This is a genomic window from Sphingorhabdus sp. (assembly GCF_044239005.1).
Lineage (GTDB): Bacteria > Pseudomonadota > Alphaproteobacteria > Sphingomonadales > Sphingomonadaceae > Sphingorhabdus_B.
On sequence record NZ_JBIICH010000035.1, the window covers coordinates 1 to 16,975 of the forward strand.

Below are 16,975 nucleotides of genomic sequence, written 5' to 3' on the forward strand. Positions count from 1 at the left end.
TTTTCAGGCTGGAACGAAAGATACGGGCGGAAAACGAGCGCTTCGGTTTTGTCATTATCAAAAGCTAGCGCAGCGTTCTCCGCCCGTCATCTATTTTTACATGGGATTAAATGGTCAGCAGTAACCGCTTTTCGCCGGCAATCCGCAGCATTGCTTTTTGCAGCTTTTCAAATGCCCGCACCTCAATCTGGCGCACGCGCTCACGGCTAACGCTGTAAGTCTGGCTTAGCTCTTCGAGCGTTTGCGGCTCTTCAATCAGCCTGCGCTGCGTCAGAATATGCTTCTCGCGTTCATTCAGGCTGTCCATTGCTTCGGAGAGCAGGGCATGACGCATGTCGCCTTCTTGTGCGTCGGCAACGCGCTCGTCCTGCAATGGCGTGTCGTCGACCAACCAATCCTGCCACTGGCCATCGCCATCTTCGCGCATTGGGACGTTCAGTGACGTGTCACCGCCCATCGCCATGCGGCGGTTCATATTGTTCACTTCTTCCTCGGACACGCCAAGGTCAGTGGCAATTTTACGCAAGGCTTCCTGGTTCAGATCGCCATCTTCAAATGCCTGAAGGTTGTTTTTCATCCGGCGCAGGTTGAAGAACAGCTTTTTCTGCGCGGCGGTCGTGCCGATTTTGACCAGGCTCCAACTGCGCAGAATGAATTCCTGCATCGACGCGCGAATCCACCACATCGCGTAGGTCGCGAGGCGGAAACCGCGGTCTGGATCGAATTTCTTCACACCTTGCATCAATCCGATATTGCCTTCGGAAATAAGCTCGGACACCGGCAGGCCGTAGCCGCGATAGCCCATGGCAATTTTTGATACGAGGCGAAGATGTGACGTAACGAGCTGCTCGGCAGCTTTGGTATCGCCATGTTCTTGAAAGCGTTTGGCGAGCATATATTCTTGCTCAGGCTTCAAAACCGGAAACTTCCGGATTTCGCTTAGGTAACGGTTTAGGCTCGCGTCCCCCCCAAGGGCAGGTATTGTAGCCGGAACATTCTTTTTCTCAGACATGTTTTCCTCTTTCATTGTGCTTCCCACCGGGCCTCATCAAGCACCCGCTAGCAAAGCGTTCCCTTTGAAACTTTATATACGCAAATGGCTTAACAGAAGCTGCATATCCTCTGGTAAACCGCATTCGAACCGTAAAGTTTCGCCGGATATCGGATGAATAAACCCCAATGAGGCAGCATGCAATGCTTGTCGGTCGAACGGAGCCTGATCTGGTCCGATTCTGTAGGGGTTTTGTCGATTAGAATAAACGCTATCGCCGATTAGTGGATGACCGATGTGGGCCATATGGACGCGGACTTGATGAGTCCGTCCCGTTTCCAACGTGCATTCGACGACCGCGGTTTTGGAAAATGCCTCCGTCATGCGAAAATGCGTGACCGCATGCTTACCCTTGGAATCGGGCAGCACTGCCATTTTTTTACGGTTGGTCGTTGACCGGCCGATTTGCGTGCGCACCGTCCCCGCAGGTGGGGCAGGGATGCCGCTGACGATCGCGATATATTTGCGTTCGATGTCATGCGCGGCGAACAATTTTGCCAGGCCCTCATGCGCGACGTCGCTTTTTGCTACGACCAACAGCCCGGATGTGTCTTTATCGATACGGTGGACGATACCTGGCCGCTGAACGCCGCCAATGCCGGACAACTTGCCCTGACAATGGTGCAGCAGCGCATTGACCAATGTTCCGTCGCTATGCCCGGCGGCAGGGTGCACCACCAATCCAGCGGGTTTGTTGACGATGATCAGATGTTCATCTTCATAAACAACGTCGAGCAGAATATCTTGCGGGATTGCTTTGTCCGGCTTGGGGGCAGGGACATGTAATTCAAAATGCTGCCCAGACATTTTCTTGCTTCCGGCATCAACGAAGCTTTGTCCGTTGATGCGCAACGCTGCGTCAGCGATCAGGGCCTGAATACGGGCGCGCGAAAATTGCGGCAGCGCTGCTGCAAGCGCGCTGTCGAGCCTTCCTTCGCCCAAAACACCTGTAAATGTGGTATTTTCCCCAACCATCGCATACACATGGGTTATGCCCCTGCATTTATCAAGCAATGACCAGAAACAACTTCTGCATTGGGCGGCGGACGCCGGCCAAAATGAATGTTGTGGTGTGTTGCGTGGAAGGGACCAAAAGGTCATGGCCGTGGAATGGACCGCCAATGTCGCCGCCGATCCGTCACGGAATTTTGAAATCGATCCCGCCGCACTCATCGCCGTCCATAAGGATGCCAGAGCAGGCGGCATGCCGCTTTTGGGCTATTTCCATTCGCACCCGAACGGCTTGGCGTGTCCTTCGGCGTCTGACATCGCGCAGGCCGCACCCGATGGTCAGATATGGCTCATCATTGCAGGGGGAGCGGTTACCGCATGGCAACCCATCGCACTTGGCGCTCACGTCACAGGATTTACCCCCGTGCCGCTGATTGTGGAGGGTTGAATCGCGTGAAAACACAGTCCATGACCGCCATCAATATGCAAGTCAGCCCAAGGAACCATTTTTAATGTCCGACACGGAAATCGATTTTGCCAGCCTGCTTTGCTCGCGTCTGTGTCATGACCTTTTGAGCCCTGTCGGTGCCATGAATAACGGCCTTGAGTTGCTGGCCGACGAGCATGATCCGGAAATGCGGCAACGGTGCATGGATTTGCTGGCGGAAAGCGCCAAGGCTGCGGCTGATAAGCTGAAGTTTTTCCGCCTCGCCTTTGGTGCTGCAGGCGGTTTCGGTTCAGAAGTCGACCCTAAAGAAGCGCGGATGGTGATTGAGCCGCTGATAACCTCAAGCGGTCGTACGGCGTTGGAATGGGCTGTTCCTGCGCAGATGATGCCCAAAAGGGCGGTCAAAATCCTTTTAAACCTCGTGCTGTTGGCAAATGAAGCGCTGGTGCGTGGCGGCACTTTATTCGTGGGCGCTGAAGCAGGATTGAACGAGCAGGAAATTGTTATTCGGGCGAGTGGTCCGAAAATTGTCATGGATTCCGCTGTGCGTGATGCGCTGACGGGGAAGCTTGATGCCTCGATGATAGATTCCCGCACCGCTGCGGCCTGGATGGCGCACACACTTGCGCTGCAGGGCGGCGGGATGATCCAGCTCGCTGAGCCCGATGCCGAACATCTCGTCATCGGCGCACTTGTGCGCACGTCGCAGGCCTAGGGTCACGACCTATTAAATGCACCATCGCGGCGTCAAAATGGCAAAGATATCGAAGCCATTTTGGCGTCCTTCGGATTTGACCCACATTGTCCATTGCTGCGTTAGCAAGCTTGGACTTAGAACCACTAAGTCCGGCGCTTACCGCCTTGCACTGAACAATATGGCCTCAAACTGCGAAGGCGCATTTAATAGGTCCTGACCCTAAACTTTATCCGCATATAGAAGGCAGCCGGGGGCCACGCGTTCCAAAATGACGTTGATGTCATTTTTGGCGAAGGCAAAACAACCCTGGCTGCGACCAATCTTGCCCTGATCTTGAATCAGAGATTTGTTCACATACCATGCCGGATGAATAACAATCGCGCGCGCTTCGGCTTGGTCATTCTGCGGATCCAAACCAATGAGGCGGCGAGACTCGCCATATTGCCCGATATAGGTATCGCTGACGAGGTAACTGCCAGCTGATGTCGCTTCGGACCCATGAACGTTTGAGAAATTCTGGACCCATCCGCTATGGCTAGGGTCGGACCCTTTCCCATGGGCCACCAGATAGTGCGCGGATGAACCGTTCCGCAAATCCACGACGTAAAAACGAGGGTCGCGCGACGGTTTCGAAAAATCGGCAATAGCGATCAGGTCGTGATTGCGAATGCGGCTTTTATGCATGTCCAGCGCGGCTTTGGCGCGGCTGAGCAATAAAGGCGAGGGTGACCCCGCGCTGTTGCTGCCTGTTCCCGGGGCGAAAACGATATCTGTCGCCGTCGAGGGCGCAGCAAGCAAGCTGGCACCGGCGATGGCGGATTGGATAAAACGTCTGCGACCAATGATCATGACAATGAGATAGGGACGAACGTTTGCAAGCGACAGTGGCCCAGAGGCGTTTCGACGCAAAACTAGGACAGTTAACCTCATTGCCCCAAGGTTGTTTTTACCAATTGCAGCGAAATTCACATCGAATTCATCTGAGTTGTTTGCTAAGATGCCTGAAATGCAGCGTGTTGCTGTATCTTGAGGGTTTAAAGCCAATTCCATGAAATTGAACGCGGGCATCCGGATATCGCACCTCATGTGTGCGCTTGCGCTGTTCGCGAGCGTGCCCGGCGCTGTCGCCGCGCAGAACAGTGCTCCAACCGGCAATGATGTGCCCTCGAACATGCCGGCTAGCCCTGCTGTGGTCCCTGAAAACCCGGTGGTGCCGCCGGTTGTTACGCCACCCGTAATCACCCCGCCTGCAATCAAACCACCCTTCATTGCACCTGCGCCAAAGCCCGTCCCGAAAAAGGGACCAGTGGATACGCTTAAGCCCGGGCAATATGTGTGGATCCCGCAAGACCGCTATGAGGGGCCGATGAAAATCGTCGTCGTGCTGGATACGCAGCGGGTCTATGTATTCCAGAATGACAAGCTGATTGGTTTCAGCACGATCTCGTCAGGTAAAAAGGGCAAAGAAACACCCATTGGTGCGTTCAATATTTTGCAAAAAAATATCGATCACAAATCCAACCTCTATAGCAATGCCCCAATGCCTTATATGCAGCGGCTCACATGGGACGGGATTGCCATACACGGCGGCTATGTACCCGGATATCCAGCATCGCATGGCTGCATTCGCTTGCCACTAGCATTTGCGAAATCATTGTTCGCGGTCACGACACTGGATCAGGAAGTGGTGGTATTGAAGGATACATCGACGCCGGTAAAGCGGACTCCGCCCAAGCCAGAACCAATGGTTGACCCTGCGCCTGCACCCATGACCGGCGATCCGTCGGCCGACGCGTCCGTCACCCCGCCTTCTTCGCCACCAAAACCCGACACGCGCACGTAAACGCAGGCTATGTTACGCCGCGGCAGGGGTAACTTCGCCAATTGACGTTTACGCTAACGTAAAGTAGTGACGCTAGTGCACACAAGAGGGAAGGCGCCATGGAATCAATTACGCGCGAGGAAAGGCGGGCCGATGCGACCATCGATACGCCAGACGCATTTAACCGCGATTCATTCACAATCTCGGATCTTTCGAGCGAGTTTGATGTAACCGCGCGGGCCTTGCGCTTTTACGAAGACCAAGGCTTGATTTCACCCGAACGTTTGGGGCTTGCCCGCATTTATTCCAAGCGCGACCGCGCCCGGCTTGCGTGGATATTGCGTGCAAAGCGCGTCGGTTTTAGCCTTGCTGAAATTCGGGAAATGATTGACCTTTACGATCTGAACGATGGCCGCAATATTCAACGCCGCGTGACCATTGAAAAATGCCGCGACAGGATAAATCTGTTAAAGGCGCAGCGTGACGATATCGAAAGCGCTATTCACGAGCTTACCCAATTTGTTTCAACCGTCGAAAAGGCCGAGGCCGCAGACAAATCTGCCACCGCCTAATTTGATATTTCCAGCCAATTAAGGATCGAAAATGCCAAGCTACACCGCCCCCGTTCGCGATATGCAGTTCATTCTCAACGAAGTATTGGCTGTTGAACGCTTCGCCAATCTGCCCGGCTTTGAAAATGCCAGCGCGGATATGGTTGACGCGATCCTGACGGAAGGCGCCAAATTTGTAGAGGGCGTTCTGTTCCCGTTGAACCAGGTCGGCGACTTGCAAGGCTGCACCCGCCATGAAGACGGCAGCGTCACCACCCCTGATGGCTTTAAGGAAGCCTATAAGCTGTACTGCGAAGGCGGCTGGGGCACATTATCAGCGCCCGTGGAGTTCGGCGGTCAAGGTATGCCGCACATCGTCTCCATGGCGTTTGAAGAGCTTATGGCGAGTTCAAACATGGCGTTCGCGATGTATCCCGGGCTTACCCAAGGAGCGGTATCGGCGATCTTGGTGAAAGGCAGCGACGAACAGAAAGCCAAATATGCGCCGAATATGATTTCGGGCAAATGGGGCGGGACAATGAACCTGACCGAGCCGCATTGCGGAACCGACCTTGGTCTCATCCGCACAAAGGCTGTGCCCAATGAAGATGGCAGCTATGCGGTTTCCGGAACCAAGATTTTCATCTCGTCAGGCGACCATGACCTGACCGAGAATATCATTCACCTCGTCTTGGCCAAAACACCCGGCGCACCCGACAGCGTCAAAGGCATTTCGCTGTTCATCGTGCCAAAGTTTCTGGTCAATGATGACGGCTCGCTTGGCGCGCGGAACACGCTGTCCTGTGGTTCGATCGAACATAAAATGGGCATTCACGGCAATGCGACCTGCGTCATGAATTATGACGGTGCTACGGGTTATCTGGTCGGCGAAGAACATAAGGGCCTCGCGGCCATGTTTATCATGATGAACATCGCGCGTCTGGGCGTTGGCCAGCAAGGCCTTGGTATTGCCGAAGTCGCCTACCAAAATGCCGTGCATTATGCCCAAGATCGCCGTCAGGGCCGCGCGTTGACCGGTCCGCAGGATCTGGAGCAGAAAGCCGACACCCTGTTCGTGCACCCCGATGTGCGCCGCATGTTGATGGATGCCAAGGCGTTTACAGAAGGTATGCGTGCCTTGTGCCTATGGGGCGCCTTGCAAGCCGATTTGCTGCACCATGCGCAAACCGAGGAAGAACGGCAGATGGCGGACGACCTGTTGTCGCTGCTAACGCCCGTCATCAAGGGCTATGGCACTGACAAGGGCTATGAAGTCGCTACGAATGCCCAGCAAGTCTATGGCGGCCATGGCTACATCGCCGAATGGGGCATGGAACAATATGTGCGCGACGCCCGTATCGCGATGATTTACGAAGGCACCAACGGCGTACAGGCGATGGACCTTGTTGGCCGGAAGCTCGCGCAAAATGGCGGCCGGGCAATTCAGGCGCTCTTCAAGATTGTCGACGAGGAATGTGCGGCCGCAAAGGGCGGGGCACTCGCGGATTTCGCAACCCGTCTTGAAAAAGCCAGTGGCGATTTGAAGGCATCGACCATGTGGTTCATGCAAAATGGCATGGCCAATCCGAACAACATTGGTGCGGGTGCGCATCATTACATGCACATCATGGGCATCGTGGCGCTTGGCCTTCAATGGCTGCGGATGGCGGAATCGGCGCAACGTGCGCTTGATGCAGGCACTGGCAATGCGGCGTTCTACGCAACCAAATTGGTAACCGCGCGCTATTTTGCGGAGCGTTATCTGCCCGATTGCGGCGCGCTTCGTCGCAAGATTGAAGCGGGCAGTGAGGCGTTAATGGCCTTGTCGCCGGAGATGTTCGCCGCTGCGTAACCGCTCAGCCGTTTCATGCTCAGATACAAAAATGCCGGGATATTATGTCCCGGCATTTTTTGTTTAGTCGACGGGCAAAAAGTCGGGAACCGATAAATAGCGTTCGCCGGTGTCATAGCTGAAACCAAGGACACGTGACCCCGCTGGCAATTCGGGCAGCTTCTGCGCGATGGCGGCAAGTGTCGCACCGGATGAAATGCCGACCAGCATCCCTTCTTCGCGTGCGGCGCGTCGTGCGGTTTCCTTGGCAACTTCAGGGTCGACCTGAATGACGCCATCCAACAATGCGGTGTGCAGGTTGGCGGGAATGAACCCTGCGCCAATTCCCTGAATGGCATGCGGTCCGGGCTGGCCACCGCTGATCACTGGGGACAAAGTGGGCTCCACCGCAAAGACCTTCAAATTGGGCCAGGCTTTCTTCAACACTTCTGCGCATCCCGTGATGTGGCCACCGGTGCCAACACCGGTAATCAGGGCGTCAATCGTTGTATCTGCAAAGTCCGCTAATATTTCCTGCGATGTGGTGCGCACATGGACGTCAATATTCGCTGGGTTTTCAAACTGCTGCGGCATCCACGAACCCGGGGTCTGCGACACCAGTTCCAAAGCACGTTCAATCGCACCCTTCATGCCTTTTTCCCGCGGCGTCAGGTCGAAGCTGGCACCATAAGCGAGCATAAGCCGCCGGCGTTCCAGCGACATGGACTCTGGCATAACGAGGATCAGCTTATAACCCTTGACCGCCGCGACCATGGCAAGGCCAACGCCAGTATTTCCGGACGTCGGTTCAATGATCGTGCCGCCGGGTTTCAGGCTGCCGTCTTTCTCGGCTGCCTCGATCATGGCAAGACCAATGCGGTCCTTGATTGAACCGCCGGGGTTTGACCGTTCGGATTTGATCCAGACTTCGGCATTGGGGAACATGCGCCCCATCCGGATGTGCGGAGTGTTGCCGATGGTTTCGAGGATCGATTGGGCTTTCATGGATTGCTTCCTCTATATTGTGGTTCAAATGTGCGGGCGTTTTTAAGCTCGGGGAATAGCCGCGCCCACATTCCAGTGATCAATATGGCACCAACGCCGCCGAATACAACCGCGCCAACAGGTCCAAGGGCCGCCGCCGCCACACCGGACTGAAGTTCGCCCAGTTCATTGGAGGCGGAAATGGCGAGGCCAGATACCGAGCTGACGCGTCCGCGCATTTCATCTGGGGTGTTGAGCTGAACCAACGATGATCGGACATAGACCGAAAGCATGTCTGACGCGCCAAGGATGATGAGTGAGATTAACGCGACCGCCATGCCGGCGCCCATGTTCAGGAAACCGATGCGCGCGTCGCCAAAAACACGACTGCCAATTTCATGGCTTAAGCCAAATCCAATCGTTGCGACGCCAAAGACCACGACCGCCCAAAGCATTTTGGCGCCGACATTGTGGCGTAATGGCCTGATCGCGAGCATAAGCGCAACGACGGACGCCCCAATTGCTGGCGCGGCACGCAACTGGCCAAGACCATCCGGTCCGACCATCAGGATATCACGCGCATACACAGGCAGCATCGCGGTGGCACCTGCAAGTAAGACTGCAAATAGATCAAGCGTGATGGCACCCAGCAGAAAACGTTCGGACCATGTGTACCGCAGACCATCAATCATTTGCCTTATGGGGTGGATCTTTCTTTCCATACGGGGCGGATGAACTGGCTTCACACAGCTCAAGCTGACGGTGGCGGCAAACATCAAACCTGCCGAAACCCAATAAGGCAGCGACGCACTTTCGGCGAACATCAGCCCGCCTGCCGCCGGGCCAAAAACGGACCCGACTTGCCACGCGATTGAACTCAGTGCGATGGCGCGCGGCAATGACGCCGGTGGAACAATGTTGGGCGCGATCGCCGACATTGATGGTCCAACAAATACGCGGGCAACGCCGTGCATCGCAGCAAACAGGAAAAGCAGGGGCAGGGTAAGCCCATCGATATAAGTGAACCAACCAAGCGCCAGCGCCACCATCATGTCGATGCTGTTGGCCAGCCGGGCGACTGTCCGGCGTTCCCACCGGTCTGCGGCCCATCCGGCAACAGGGGTCAACAACGCAAGCGGCACGAATTGTACAAGGCCCAGCAATCCAAGCTGCAGCGATGCTTCGCGAATGGACATGCCATAGTCACTGCGCGCGATGTCATAGGCTTGGTAACCTATGACGACGACCATCCCCATCGTTGCCAGCACCGCCATAAAGCGTGCGAGCCAATAATAGCGGAAGTCAGCGATGCTGAGCGGGTGGATGTTGGGGTTCGTGTCAGACATGATGCATGCGCCTATCGGCTGGTGTTGCCCAAGGCAACGGGGAGATTTTTGATGACGCCGCTAGCGGCCTTTTCACGAGGCCAGCGATTATCCTGCATCTTCGGGCATGCCCTGATAGTCGTTGATCGTCTCGAAAATGGTGGTGAGCGCGGCCTGTTCCTCGGCAGAAATCTCCGGCTTCCACATTTCGAATAACAATATGACGCGGGTATCCGTGCTTTTATTCCACGCCTCATGTTCGAAGCTGTCATCAAAAATCAGCGCTTCGCCTGTGCGCCATTCACGTGTCTCGTTGCCGACGCGAATGGCGCAGTCGTCAGGAACGATGAGCGGAATGTGGCAAATCAACCTTGTGTTCAAAAGTCCGTGATGCGGTTGAATATGCGTTCCGGGTTTTAGCAATGACCATAAGGCAATGGGCGAACGTTTATCGATACGCGGCATCGGCGCCAATTCCAGCGCAGCCATCGTCGCCGGACAACGCGACGCGTTGGCTCCAACTTTTTCGCCGTTACGCCAGAAATAAAACGCGCCCCAGCTTGGATCGTTGATCAGCGGGTTCGCCGCCCTTGGCCGGTCACTGCTCGCCTCGACATAAGGCGCGAAGTCTTGCCCATCGGCCAACACTGCGCGCAATTCCTCTTGCATCGCCGGCACTGCATTTTCAACTTCGGCGATCCAAGGAAATTCCGAACGCTCGTAAAATTGTCGCTGCGGCAATTCAGGAAAATAAAAGCTCGAAGGCTGCTGCACGTAAAGCTGCTTTTTGCCGAGCAACATGTCGATTGCGGTGCCAACCCGTCCGTCGCGGTGCAAACCAGCTTGCTTCAGTCCATCAACCAAATGCTGTTCGAATTTCGCCTGAACGTGCACGATGAAATCGCGCGCGCGGTTCAACATGGGGTGCAGGGATGCTGGCACGTCTGGCATCGTCGCGGCTTGGTTGAGCGCTGCTTGAAAGAACGAATTTGCTGCCCGGTCATCGCACAAGCGTGCCTTTAACTCGCCCGACAAAATTAAGGCTGGCAAATGTCGCGGGTCAATTTCCAACTGACGCTGCAACGCAGCTTCCTCCGCCTTGGCATCTCCGGCTAGGCTACAGGCTTGCGCCATCATGAGCCATGGCATCTGCGCGTCCGGCAATTCCGACAACAAGCGCATTGCAGAAGCGGCGTCGCGGCGGCCAAGCGCCGCTCTTGCGTCCGATATGATTTGTGCAGCCCCCGCAGTCATGGCTTTCCATAACCGCAAAGCGATAGGCATTACCAGAGTAGATACGTCAGCTGATCGTTACAAAACTGTCCATCACCCGTTTGCGGCCCGCCTGTTCGAATTCGATCTCAAGCTTATTGCCTTCGATCTCCGCGATTTCGCCATAGCCGAATTTCTCGTGAAAGACGCGCAGGCCGATGCTGAGGTCGCTCCGCCCTTTATTGCCAAGGCTGACCGCGCTGCGGGTATTTTCCGGTATGCGCTGTGGGCGCGGGTTAAATCCGCCGGATGTGGCTGCCCGTTGCCAGCCCGGGCCACGCGCATTGCTGCGGCCTTGGTTGGCGGCCGCCAGATGCGCGAACGGGTCCGTTTGTTCGCTCCAGTTGGCACGCCAAAGTGATGCGCCGCCGGTCATGGTCTGCTCGGCCTCAATATGGTCAAGGGGCAGTTCCTCAATAAAACGGCTGGGAATGCTGCTGGTCCATTGGCCGTAAATGCGCCGGTTTGCCGCATGGATGATGGTGCACCGGCGTTTCGCGCGGGTTATCGCAACATAAGCCAGCCGGCGTTCTTCCTCCAACGAAGCAAGGCCGCCTTCATCAAGCGCACGTTGCGATGGGAATATCCCTTCCTCCCATCCGACGAGGAAGACATTGTCATATTCAAGGCCCTTGGCGGCGTGAATGGTCATGATCGTAACGCGCGCACCGGTATCGCCGCGATCATTGTCCATAACCAGGCTGACATGTTCGAGAAACTCGCCAAGCGTTTCATATTCTTCCATCGCGCGCGCAAGCTCGCTTAGGTTTTCGAGGCGGGCCGATGCTTCGGTACTGCGTTCTGCCTGCAACACCGCCGTATAGCCGCATTCATCCATGATCAGCCGCGTCAGGTTCGCTGGCGACATGTGCGCCGCTTCGTCGCGCCAGCGGGCGATATCGACCACCAAATCGGCGAGCGACTTGCGGGCCTTGCCGGTTAGCTCATCGGTTCCAACCAATCGCGCGGCGGCGACCGAAAGCGGGGCGCGCTCGGCGCGGGCAACAATGTGGATTTTCTCGACGGCTTTGTCGCCGATGCCGCGTTTGGGCACGTTGACGATACGTTCGAACGCCAAGTCGTCGGCCGGCTGGTTTACGATACGCAAATAGGCAATGGCATCGCGAATTTCGGCGCGTTCGTAAAAGCGAAAACCACCGACTATCCGGTAGTTAACGCCGATTTGTATGAAGCGGTCTTCGAATTCACGTGTTTGGTGCTGCGCGCGCACGAGTATAGCGACGCTGTCGAGGCTCTCGCCTTTATATTGCAATGCTTCAATTTCTTCGCCGACACGGCGGGCTTCTTCTGGACCGTCCCACACACCGATGATGCGGACCTTTTCCCCATCGTCGAGTTCCGTCCACAATGTCTTGCCGAGCCGGGTGCTGTTAGCATCGATGAGGCCAGAGGCGGCGGCCAAAATATGCGGCGTGCTGCGATAATTCTGTTCGAGCTTAATCGTCTTCGCGCCCGGGAAGTCTTTTTCAAAACGCAGGATGTTGGCAACCTCTGCGCCGCGCCACGAATAAATGCTTTGGTCATCGTCACCGACGCAGCAAATATTTTTGCGCTTCTGTGCGAGCAGGCGAAGCCAGAGATATTGGACGGCGTTCGTGTCCTGATATTCGTCGACGAGAATATATTTAAACTGGGCCTGATATTTTTCGAGGATATCGCGGTTGTTCTTCAACAGATTCAGGCCGTGCAGCAACAAATCGCCAAAGTCGCACGCGTTCAGGGCAAGCAGACGCGCCTGATAGAGCGCGTACATCCGTTGGCCCTTTCCATTGGCGAAAGCCTCATTATCACCAGCGTCCAAATCGGCCGGTGACTTGCCCGCGTTTTTCCATTTGTCCAACAATGCGGCAAGCCCGCGCGCCGGAAATCGTTTCTCGTCCAAATCTTCTGACTGGATCAGCTGCTTGAGCAATCTGATCTGATCATCGGTGTCGATAATCGTGAAATTGCTCTGTAGCCCGATTATTTCGGCATGGCGGCGAAGCAGCTTTGCGCCAATGCTGTGGAACGTACCAAGCCACGGCATCCCTTCCACTGCGGAACCGACCATTGCGCCAATACGCTCGCGCATTTCACGCGCGGCTTTGTTGGTGAAGGTCACGGCGAGAATTTCGGACGGCCATGCAAGGCGCGTGTACAAAATCTGCGCCATACGTGCCGTTAATGCGGCCGTTTTGCCTGTGCCCGCTCCGGCCAGCAGAAGTACGGGGCCTTCGGTGGTTAAAACGGCTTCGCGCTGCGGCGCGTTCAAACCGTCCAACCAAGGCGGCGTCGGGGCGGGGAAGGGGTGATTCACGTGCGAACGATTAGGGAACAGATCATCGAAGGGCAATGCACTTTTCCGCTTTCCTTTCGCCGCCGTCAGTGCCAGCAGAAATGCGAGACAGGAGGGACGCACAATGACAACCACCAACGCAGGTGAAGCCGCAACCGCGCCTGAACCGTCGCATCGTCGGATTCTTGGCGCGGCCATGGCCGGAACGGCTGTCGAATTCTATGATTTTTATATTTTCGCAACGGCCGCTTCGCTGGTCTTTGGCCCGCTATTCTTCCCGCAGTCGAGCCCGGAGGCTCAGTTGCTGCAAAGCTGGCTGACCTTTGCGTTGGCCTTTATCGCCCGGCCGGTTGGCGCGCTGGTATTTGGTCACTATGGCGACCGCATCGGGCGCAAGGCAACGCTTGTCTGGTCGTTGATGATCATGGGCGTATCGACTTTTCTGATTGCGCTGCTGCCGACCTACGCCGTTGCCGGTTGGATCGCGCCGGCGCTGCTATGCCTTTTGCGTTTCGGTCAGGGCTTTGGACTTGGCGGCGAATGGGGCGGAGCAGCGTTGCTGGCGGTTGAAAATGCACCCAAGGGCAAGGTCGCGCGCTATGGAATGTTCCCGCAACTCGGCGCGCCTGTGGGTTTCATCCTTTCGAACGGCCTGTTCCTGATACTTGGCCTCATACTCAGCGATTCCGATTTCCGTGAATGGGGCTGGCGCATTCCATTTTTGTTGAGCGCGCTTCTGGTCGGCATTGGTTTGTGGGTCCGCCTTCGTTTGACCGAAACGCCAGCGTTTGCCGCAGCACTGGAAGAGGCTCCGCCGCCGCGCGTTCCGATGGCAGAGGTTGTGCGCACGCACCCACGCCAACTGTTCGGCGGCACATTTGCGGCGATCGCCTGCTTTGCTATCTTCTATCTCTCGACCGCTTTCGCGCTCGGCTATGGCACAACCACATTGGGCATCGCGCGCGAGGCTTTTCTAGGCATCCAGCTGATCTCGATCCTGTTCATGGCCGCTGGTATCATTGTTTCGGGTTACTGGGCCGATCGGACCAGCCCGGCCCGGGTGCTGGCGATTGGATGCGTTGCGCTGGTTGGCGCAAGTTTCACAACCGGACCATGGCTGGGCAGCGGTGATCTGATGCTCACCGGCATGTATCTTTCGCTGCTGCTCTTTGTGATGGGGCTGGTTTACGGACCACTTGGCGCATGGCTGCCGGGGCTGTTCGCTGCGCGGGTGCGCTATACGGGCGCATCGATCTGCTTCAACGCAGCGGGGATATTGGGTGGCGCGCTGGCCCCTAACATCGCTTTGAAACTATCGGAATCAGGCCTCGAATATGTCGGCTATTATCTTGCTGCTATTGCGCTGTTCAGCCTTGCCGGGCTTTGGATGCTACGCCCGGCGAAATAGCCGCCCGTCTAGGATCACAAGACCGGCGGCAATCAACACGGCGCCGCCGGCTTGGCCCGCTGACAGCTTTTCGTTGAGCAACAGACTGCCCAGGATCACTGCGAACAAAGGCATGAGAAAGGCAACAAGCTGGGCATTGGAAGCGCCTGAACGGTCGATTAGGCGGAAGTAGAGCGTGTAGGCAAGCGCAGTGGATATCAGCGCAAGCATCAGTGCGGCTATCGTCGCATCGAGCCTGGGCATCGCCATGTTCCAAGGCTGGTCAACCAGCAGCATGATCGGCAACATCAATAGCGCCGCCATAATCGTCTGACCGGTTGCGACGGCCATTGGGGTCAGCGCGCTTTGCGAAAGCCGGCGTCCGTAAATTGCGGCAAAACTGTAAAGCAGTGTGGAGACAAGACAGGCGATTTGCGCGAGCAAATTGTGGGTAAGGCCTTTCATAGCCGAAGGTCCAACCATGACAATGATACCCGCCAAGCCGACAAGGACACCAAAAATGCGCGCCGGTGTCGCCTTTTCATCGCTGGTGAGAAAATGCGCGGCGATGACGCCCCAAAGCGGGGTTGTGGCATTTAGGATCGAGGCGTAGCCGCTATCGAGATATTGCTGTCCCCAGAAAAACAGAGAGAATGGCAGCGCGCAGTTCAACGCGCCCACAACCGTCAACAACATCCAGATGCGCGGCTCGCTTGGCAGGCGCTCCCCCATGAAGCGTATCGCCAGCATCATCGGCGGCACCGCCAATGCGACACGTGCAAAGGCAAGGGTGAGCGGCGGATAGCTGCGCAGACCGATTTCGATCATGACAAAGGAACCGCCCCAAAGAATCGAAAGTATGCCGATCAGCCACCAACCGGTGCCGTCAAGTTTTGGCGCGGCTTTCATGCCTGTTCATGATCCGGACGCAGCAATGTGATCCGTGCCTTGCCGACATTGCGCACGGTATCGACAGTGAAGCCCTTGACCTCGACATCCTCTTTGATGCTGGTCTCGACGCTAATCCATGCGGAGGGTGCGAACCATCCAAAGCGGCCAAGCTTGTCGAGCGCTACCGACCCAGCGCCACTCAAATAGGGTGGGTCCATCAGGACGATGTCCGCGGGCTTCAGGGCGCTGCCCATCGACAGTACCGATGATTTGCGGACATCGCATCGGTCTTTGCCGCCGAGCTTTGCGATATTCTTTTCAAGCGCATCAAGTGCGAGATGGTCCTGCTCGACAAAGGTGCAATGCGCCGCGCCGCGTGACAAAGCCTCAAGCCCCAGCGCGCCTGAGCCTGCAAACAGGTCGAGCACCCGCAAATCTTCGAATGAACCCAGCCGACTGGTGAGCATGGAAAACAATGTCTCACGCGTACGATCGGCGGTTGGCCTTGTCGTATCACCCTTGGGCGCCACCAACGGACGTGAACGCCACTCCCCCGAAATGATCCGCATTATTTCAATGTCTTTCGAAATTCGATGAGGTCAACGCGGCGCACTTCGCCGACAGTGCCGGGTGCAAGCTCGCCCAATACGAACGGTCCATAGCGCGTGCGGATTAGGCGGCTGACTTCGAGTCCAAGATGTTCAAGGACACGGCGCACTTCGCGGTTCTTGCCCTCGGTCAGCGTCATTTCAACCCAACCATTGCGGCCCGTCCGACGCTCCAGATTGGCGTCGATTTTGCCATATTTGACGCCTTCAATTTCAATACCGTGGATCAGCTCTTCGAGCTGTTCCTGACTGACGTCACCAAAGCAGCGTGCGCGATATGTCCGCTCCACGCCAGTTGACGGTAATTCCATCTGGCGTTTGAATTCGCCGTCATTGGTGAGCAGCAGCAAGCCTTCTGTGTTCAAATCCAAACGGCCAATGGGCATAAGGCGCGGCAGGTCTTTAGGTAGAACGTCGTAAATCGTCTTACGCCCGCTAAAGTCGCGTTCGGCCGTCAGGCAGCCTTCCGGCTTATGGAACATGTACAATTGTGTCGGCGCAGGTTGGCCCACTGCCTTGCCATCCACAGCCACACCGCGCAGCGATTTCAGCAATGTTGCAGGGGTTTCGACCTTCTCATCATTCAACGTCACACGGCCATCGGCAATCATGCGTTCGATTTCGCGACGCGACGCGACACCCGCGCGCGCGAGCAGCTTTGCGATGCGTTCTTCGCCATCCTTACGCTCCAACGCACCCTTGCTTGGCGCGGCGTTCGGGTTGGGCTTACGGACGGGTTTGCTGTCCCAACGCAGGCGCGGTGGCTTGGCTGGACGGGCAGGGGCTTTTGAAGGAGGTTTTACCATAAAGCGCCTTTGACGCATGTTGCTTCAAAAGTCACTGGCCATTCAGGAAAATGCC

16 protein-coding genes are annotated in these 16,975 nt (G+C 56.3%); 6 read left to right on the forward strand and 10 right to left on the reverse strand.

Going from position 1 to position 16,975, the window contains the following annotated elements; all coding sequences use genetic code 11:
* Nucleotides 1–106: 106 nt before the first annotated feature.
* Nucleotides 107–1,012 (reverse strand): RNA polymerase sigma factor RpoH, encoded by a 906-nt coding sequence (gene rpoH / locus ACILQA_RS04410; protein WP_324476873.1) that lies wholly within the window; start codon nucleotides 1,010–1,012, stop codon nucleotides 107–109.
* 72 nt (nucleotides 1,013–1,084) lie between these two features.
* A complete protein-coding gene (locus ACILQA_RS04415; RefSeq protein WP_395628604.1) occupies nucleotides 1,085–2,026 on the reverse strand; it encodes an RluA family pseudouridine synthase in 942 nt (313 codons plus the stop codon).
* 16 nt (nucleotides 2,027–2,042) lie between these two features.
* On the opposite strand from ACILQA_RS04415, the gene ACILQA_RS04420 reads away from it, so the two are divergent.
* On the forward strand, nucleotides 2,043–2,450 hold the full coding sequence (locus ACILQA_RS04420) for a Mov34/MPN/PAD-1 family protein (RefSeq protein WP_395628593.1): 408 nt from the start codon (nucleotides 2,043–2,045) through the stop codon (nucleotides 2,448–2,450).
* 64 nt (nucleotides 2,451–2,514) lie between these two features.
* Nucleotides 2,515–3,165 (forward strand): histidine phosphotransferase family protein, encoded by a 651-nt coding sequence (locus ACILQA_RS04425; protein ID WP_395628594.1) that lies wholly within the window; start codon nucleotides 2,515–2,517, stop codon nucleotides 3,163–3,165.
* Between the two features lie 201 nt (nucleotides 3,166–3,366).
* On the opposite strand, the gene ACILQA_RS04430 is transcribed toward ACILQA_RS04425, so the two are convergent.
* Nucleotides 3,367–4,197, reverse strand: a complete 831-nt coding sequence (locus ACILQA_RS04430; RefSeq protein ID WP_395628595.1) for a murein L,D-transpeptidase catalytic domain family protein — start codon at nucleotides 4,195–4,197, stop codon at nucleotides 3,367–3,369.
* Here ACILQA_RS04430 and ACILQA_RS04435 point away from each other — a divergent pair.
* The 3 genes from ACILQA_RS04435 (at nucleotide 4,196) to ACILQA_RS04445 (ending at nucleotide 7,372) form a co-directional block, all read left to right on the forward strand.
* The gene (locus tag ACILQA_RS04435) at nucleotides 4,196–4,990 is read left to right on the forward strand and encodes a L,D-transpeptidase family protein (protein ID WP_395628596.1); all 795 of its coding nucleotides are present in this window, start codon (nucleotides 4,196–4,198) and stop codon (nucleotides 4,988–4,990) included. The genes ACILQA_RS04430 and ACILQA_RS04435 overlap by 2 nt on opposite strands.
* Nucleotides 4,991–5,088: 98 nt before the next feature.
* On the forward strand, nucleotides 5,089–5,541 hold the full coding sequence (locus ACILQA_RS04440; RefSeq protein ID WP_183940368.1) for a MerR family DNA-binding transcriptional regulator: 453 nt from the start codon (nucleotides 5,089–5,091) through the stop codon (nucleotides 5,539–5,541).
* Nucleotides 5,542–5,572: 31 nt separating this feature from the next.
* A complete protein-coding gene (locus ACILQA_RS04445) occupies nucleotides 5,573–7,372 on the forward strand; it encodes an acyl-CoA dehydrogenase C-terminal domain-containing protein (RefSeq protein WP_395628597.1) in 1,800 nt (599 codons plus the stop codon).
* Between the two features lie 63 nt (nucleotides 7,373–7,435).
* On the opposite strand, the gene cysK is transcribed toward ACILQA_RS04445, so the two are convergent.
* The 4 genes from cysK to ACILQA_RS04465 form a co-directional block, all read right to left on the reverse strand.
* On the reverse strand, nucleotides 7,436–8,356 hold the full coding sequence (cysK, locus tag ACILQA_RS04450) for a cysteine synthase A (RefSeq protein WP_395628598.1): 921 nt from the start codon (nucleotides 8,354–8,356) through the stop codon (nucleotides 7,436–7,438).
* Entirely contained in the window at nucleotides 8,353–9,681 is a 1,329-nt protein-coding gene (locus ACILQA_RS04455; RefSeq protein ID WP_395628599.1) for an MFS transporter, read from the reverse strand. Before ACILQA_RS04455 ends, cysK begins: the two co-directional genes overlap by 4 nt.
* A gap of 87 nt (nucleotides 9,682–9,768) precedes the next feature.
* On the reverse strand, nucleotides 9,769–10,914 hold the full coding sequence (locus ACILQA_RS04460) for an aspartyl/asparaginyl beta-hydroxylase domain-containing protein (RefSeq protein WP_395628600.1): 1,146 nt from the start codon (nucleotides 10,912–10,914) through the stop codon (nucleotides 9,769–9,771).
* 46 nt (nucleotides 10,915–10,960) lie between these two features.
* Entirely contained in the window at nucleotides 10,961–13,249 is a 2,289-nt protein-coding gene (locus ACILQA_RS04465) for an ATP-dependent helicase (RefSeq protein ID WP_395628605.1), read from the reverse strand.
* Between the two features lie 103 nt (nucleotides 13,250–13,352).
* On the opposite strand from ACILQA_RS04465, the gene ACILQA_RS04470 reads away from it, so the two are divergent.
* A complete protein-coding gene (locus tag ACILQA_RS04470; RefSeq protein WP_395628601.1) occupies nucleotides 13,353–14,636 on the forward strand; it encodes an MFS transporter in 1,284 nt (427 codons plus the stop codon).
* Here the strand turns inward: ACILQA_RS04470 and ACILQA_RS04475 are convergent.
* The 3 genes from ACILQA_RS04475 to ACILQA_RS04485 are packed head-to-tail and all read right to left on the reverse strand — an operon-like array spanning nucleotide 14,619 to nucleotide 16,920.
* Complete coding sequence (locus tag ACILQA_RS04475) at nucleotides 14,619–15,524, reverse strand: DMT family transporter (protein WP_395628602.1); 906 nt, start codon at nucleotides 15,522–15,524, stop codon at nucleotides 14,619–14,621. The two genes, ACILQA_RS04470 and ACILQA_RS04475, sit on opposite strands and share 18 nt — an antisense overlap.
* Nucleotides 15,521–16,075, reverse strand: a complete 555-nt coding sequence (gene rsmD, locus ACILQA_RS04480; protein ID WP_395628603.1) for a 16S rRNA (guanine(966)-N(2))-methyltransferase RsmD — start codon at nucleotides 16,073–16,075, stop codon at nucleotides 15,521–15,523. The genes ACILQA_RS04475 and rsmD overlap by 4 nt, the downstream gene beginning before the upstream one ends.
* Entirely contained in the window at nucleotides 16,075–16,920 is an 846-nt protein-coding gene (locus ACILQA_RS04485) for a pseudouridine synthase (protein WP_324477307.1), read from the reverse strand. Before ACILQA_RS04485 ends, rsmD begins: the two co-directional genes overlap by 1 nt.
* Between the last annotated feature and the right edge of the window lie 55 nt (nucleotides 16,921–16,975).

What these genes read in the sequence shown, in the direction of transcription:
- ACILQA_RS04420 (WP_395628593.1), top strand. Translation starts at nt 2,043, where the DNA reads ATGCCCCTGCATTTATCAAGCAATGACCAGAAACAACTTCTGCATTGG.
- ACILQA_RS04435 (WP_395628596.1), top strand. Translation starts at nt 4,196, where the DNA reads ATGAAATTGAACGCGGGCATCCGGATATCGCACCTCATGTGTGCGCTT.
- ACILQA_RS04455 (WP_395628599.1), bottom strand. Translation starts at nt 9,681, where the DNA reads ATGTCTGACACGAACCCCAACATCCACCCGCTCAGCATCGCTGACTTC.
- ACILQA_RS04460 (WP_395628600.1), bottom strand. Translation starts at nt 10,914, where the DNA reads ATGACTGCGGGGGCTGCACAAATCATATCGGACGCAAGAGCGGCGCTT.
- ACILQA_RS04475 (WP_395628602.1), bottom strand. Translation starts at nt 15,524, where the DNA reads ATGAAAGCCGCGCCAAAACTTGACGGCACCGGTTGGTGGCTGATCGGC.
- rsmD (WP_395628603.1), bottom strand. Translation starts at nt 16,075, where the DNA reads ATGCGGATCATTTCGGGGGAGTGGCGTTCACGTCCGTTGGTGGCGCCC.
- ACILQA_RS04445 (WP_395628597.1), top strand. Translation starts at nt 5,573, where the DNA reads ATGCCAAGCTACACCGCCCCCGTTCGCGATATGCAGTTCATTCTCAAC.
- ACILQA_RS04485 (WP_324477307.1), bottom strand. Translation starts at nt 16,920, where the DNA reads ATGGTAAAACCTCCTTCAAAAGCCCCTGCCCGTCCAGCCAAGCCACCG.
- cysK (WP_395628598.1), bottom strand. Translation starts at nt 8,356, where the DNA reads ATGAAAGCCCAATCGATCCTCGAAACCATCGGCAACACTCCGCACATC.
- ACILQA_RS04415 (WP_395628604.1), bottom strand. Translation starts at nt 2,026, where the DNA reads ATGGTTGGGGAAAATACCACATTTACAGGTGTTTTGGGCGAAGGAAGG.
- ACILQA_RS04470 (WP_395628601.1), top strand. Translation starts at nt 13,353, where the DNA reads ATGACAACCACCAACGCAGGTGAAGCCGCAACCGCGCCTGAACCGTCG.
- rpoH (WP_324476873.1), bottom strand. Translation starts at nt 1,012, where the DNA reads ATGTCTGAGAAAAAGAATGTTCCGGCTACAATACCTGCCCTTGGGGGG.
- ACILQA_RS04440 (WP_183940368.1), top strand. Translation starts at nt 5,089, where the DNA reads ATGGAATCAATTACGCGCGAGGAAAGGCGGGCCGATGCGACCATCGAT.
- ACILQA_RS04425 (WP_395628594.1), top strand. Translation starts at nt 2,515, where the DNA reads ATGTCCGACACGGAAATCGATTTTGCCAGCCTGCTTTGCTCGCGTCTG.
- ACILQA_RS04430 (WP_395628595.1), bottom strand. Translation starts at nt 4,197, where the DNA reads ATGGAATTGGCTTTAAACCCTCAAGATACAGCAACACGCTGCATTTCA.